At 46.9% G+C, this 1,289-nt stretch carries 2 protein-coding genes; both read left to right on the top strand.

All coding sequences use genetic code 11. The features are described from left to right. The coding region (locus ETF27_RS11365; protein ID WP_147785746.1) for a hypothetical protein at positions 1 to 283 on the top strand (283 nt) is incomplete at its 5' end. A 32-nt stretch (positions 284 to 315) separates the two neighbouring features. Beyond that, the gene (locus tag ETF27_RS09350) at positions 316 to 1,161 is read left to right on the top strand and encodes an IS3 family transposase (RefSeq protein WP_240048166.1); all 846 of its coding nucleotides are present in this window, start codon (positions 316 to 318) and stop codon (positions 1,159 to 1,161) included. Positions 1,162 to 1,289: the final 128 nt, after the last annotated feature.

The following is a 1,289-nucleotide window of genomic DNA, read 5'->3' as shown; positions in this document are numbered from 1 at the left end:
GCGTAAGTGGAATGTGTCTAGTGGTTCAATGTTCCAATGGCTGAAACGTTGGCCCGTTGATTCAAAATCGTTATCTTTGCCCTCGGAAGTAATCGAGAGGTATCGTATGGCTCATAAAGAAACGAATTTGACAGACAATGAGATATTGCGCCAGAAGATAGTGAACCTCCAACACGCATTGTCTTTGGAGAAGATGCGCAGCCGTGCCTATGAGAAACTCATAGAGATAGCCGAATCCGAGGAGGGTATCAGCATCTTAAAAAAAGATGGTGCCAAACAGTAACGGCGCTGCGTGAGGAGTTTCCCGGTGTATCCGTGGAATTCCTCTGTGGGCTGTTTGGCAAGAAACGCCAGTGGTATTACGCAAGCAGCAAGCTTGTGATTTCTGAGCGGCAAAGGCGTAAACTGATAGTTGACAATGTACTCTACTATCGTGCCTGCTGTCCCGGGATAGGCGGTGTGAAACTGCACGTCCTCCTCAAGTCGGAGCTAGGTGAAGATGTTACTCATGGTCGCGACTCCTTCTTAAAACTACTTGCTTCAGAAGGGCTTATGCTTCCCAAGAACAAGCGAAGACGTACAACGGACTCCAATCATCCTTATAGGAAGTATCCTAATCTTGTACAAGGTGTTACGGCAATGTATGCTAACCACATTTGGGCAGCCGACATAACCTACGTTTGGATTTACGGCAACGTCCTGTACCTCCATCTCATTACAGATGTTTACTCACATGCTGTCATAGGCTGGTGCTTATCCGAAACCATGGAGGCTATAAATACGAAGGAGGCATTGCTAATGGCAGTTAAGGCAGCCGGAGGAGGCAACCTCTGCGGAACGATACACCACTCTGACAGAGGTTCGCAATATGCCTGCCACCTATATGTTGAAACTCTTATGTGCCACCATATCAGGGTTAGTATGACAGAACGGTACAATCCTACGGACAATCCTGTGGCGGAAAGGACGAATGGAACCTTTAAGGTTGAGTGGATTTACCAGCAGGAGATGTACCGAGATTATGACCAGGCCAATATGGAAATCTCCAAGGCAATAGCCTTCTACAACTACAGACGACCGCATATGAGCATAGGAATGAAATGTCCGATGGATGTCTATAGAGGCGAACAGCCCGGGAGAAATCTTTGGAAAAAGAGATAAATGCTTGCAAAAAAGAAAAATATAACGTATCTTTGGAACGCCGAAAATATGGCGAACGACGGTCTTATGCCATCTTCACCAAAGGTCCCAGGGGGCATCGAGCCCCCTAAGACCTTGCCGAAAATATG

The organism is Prevotella brunnea, from assembly GCF_008016795.1.
In the GTDB taxonomy this organism is placed as follows: Bacteria; Bacteroidota; Bacteroidia; order Bacteroidales; family Bacteroidaceae; genus Prevotella; species Prevotella brunnea.
Note: the sequence above shows the minus strand (reverse complement) of the source record. Positions and strands in the feature narration are given on the sequence as shown.